Here is a 2,283-nt window from a genome sequence, read left to right as displayed (position 1 = left end):
AAGTAGAGTAAGAGGCAGAACGTAGTCGAACTATTTTTTCTGCCTCTCCTCTCCGAACCGTACGTGCACCTTTCAGCGCATACAGCTCTCCGCTTAATTGTGGCTTACAGCCATTACAACATCGCTGTAGCGAGATGTGACAGTATTTCTCATTTCATCTCTAAGATAAGGGTTTGATTCAGGTAATCGCCAACGGAAGGGCAACTTAGGACTGCTCACCAGTCGATATAGTGAAGCGCTACATAAATTACCTCGATTGCTTTTACCAAATAATACCCAAGTCTTGGCCTGATTTGGCGTCGGTCGTTTTATCCACTTCATCATTAATGACTTAACGGAGCAACGATATTTCCGCGCTAGCCATTTTGCTAATTTCCAGAAAACTATACGATCAATTTTACTGTAAACTTTAGCGGTATAATCAGTATGACGATAAAATTGCGCCCAGCCTTTAAGCTTGCGGCTGAGTTGTTCAACTTTGTCTATCTTGCTACAACTGTGATCACTGGATAAAGCTTGGCTCAAGGAATGAGAAAATGCTTTAGCCTTACCATGTGGAATACCAGACACCACACGCATATTCCCTTTAGGACCACGTTTCCTTATGATCCTATGACCAAGGAAGATAAATCCATCATTCACATGCGTAATATGGGTTTTCTCCATGTTAAGTGTGAGTTTAAGTTTACCTTCAAGAAAATTTCGACACTGATCACGAATGGCTTCTGCTTGTTGTTTGTTACCTTTGACAATCACAAGAAAGTCATCGGCATAACGACAATAAGCAACCCCAGGTTTCCATTGTCTATTTTCCTCTAGTGCAATGGTACGCTTATCTTGGATTGTACGATTCCAGTACCAGCGATCTTTACGTGCTTTCTTGCTCAAGTAGCATTTATCCAAATACTGATCAAATTCGTTGAGCATGATATTTGACAATAATGGAGAAATGACACCACCTTGTGGTACGCCTTCGCTTGTTGCACAGAATAGATTACGTTCAATATGTCCTGCTTTGATGAACCGCCAGAGCAATTCATTAAATCGTCGACAATTGATACGCTTACGCACACATGTCATCAGTAATTGATGGTGGACTGTATCAAAATAACTTGATAAATCCCCTTCAATTACCCAGCGCCCACGTGGTTCACTTGAGCCTGTCATTTGTAACTTAACAGTTCTAATGGCGTGATGGACACTGCGTTCAGGTCTAAAACCATAGGATAGTGAATGAAAATCATTTTCCCATATCGGCTCCATTGCCATGAGCATGGCACGTTGCACTATTCTGTCTCTTAAGGTGGGTATGCCTAAAGGGCGTTGCTTTCCATTCGCTTTAGGAATATAAATTCGTCTGGCAGGCATTGGTTGATAATTACCCGAGAGTAAATCATTTCTGATCCCATCTAAGTAATCAGTCAGCTTATCCTGTAAGTGAATTTTAGTTATTCCATCAACGCCAGGTGTTTTGGCACCTTTTGAAGAAAGCGTTACTTCAGCCGCTTGGCAAAGCCATTGTGGGTGACTGATAAGGCGCAGTAATCGATTAACGCGACGCGCTTTATCGGTTGCTGTCCATGTTGCTAATTTACGTTGCAGTTCGCTGATTATCAAAGGTCTTCACCTCATTAAGGTCAGGTAATTTGCTTGCGCAAATCAATTAAACTGCGCCCCTTCGCCATGTAATGGGCTTTCCCCATCTCAGACTACTACGAACGCTCCGCCAGCTTGTTTGTCATCGGGGTCGTGCTCCCTTAGCATTCAAACAAACCTTCCCCGGTTTACCTATCTGAACTCGAACATATTGGGGTGGATGCCGATCGCAGTCTTTAACCTTATCGTGCTGTAAGGTGATAATACTTAAACGCTGAATTGTGATTTAGCGTTTATCCATTGATAAATACCTACGTGTGATTTATCAAGTCGGCAATAATACTCATACATTTAGTATTATTGCAGCATCATATTGCCTGTTAATTCGTGTAGGCAATGGCGACGTTTCAGCCCATAGATGCGGGTTAATCGGTTCATGTACTTCATCCGTCCAATACTTAGTCTAGAAGAGCATCTTGGCGTAACGAATTCGCCTCACTCCCCGTTGTCAGCGAGTTCCATCACCTTATCAGCATACGATAAGTCACTGCCGCTCAGACTCAACTATCTGCACAACCAGATAGTGCCATAAACAATTTGGCTCCTACCGTATTGCTCATGTATTTCAGATAGACTCGTGGTTCATTAAAGCATTCCTTGCTAGTGCTGAACTCCGGGCACACCATA

General features: G+C 42.7%; 1 protein-coding gene. It reads right to left on the bottom strand.

All coding sequences use genetic code 11. The features are described from left to right. Window positions 1-93 precede the first annotated feature (93 nt). Window positions 94-1,617, bottom strand: coding sequence for a group II intron reverse transcriptase/maturase (gene ltrA, locus ACT3RM_RS17535; protein WP_008109360.1), 1,524 nt, complete (start codon window positions 1,615-1,617; stop codon window positions 94-96). Window positions 1,618-2,283 lie beyond the last annotated feature (666 nt).

It is taken from the genome of Pseudoalteromonas sp. AOP7-A1-14 (assembly GCF_052376275.1).
Lineage (GTDB): Bacteria > Pseudomonadota > Gammaproteobacteria > Enterobacterales > Alteromonadaceae > Pseudoalteromonas.
Note: the sequence above shows the minus strand (reverse complement) of the source record. Positions and strands in the feature narration are given on the sequence as shown.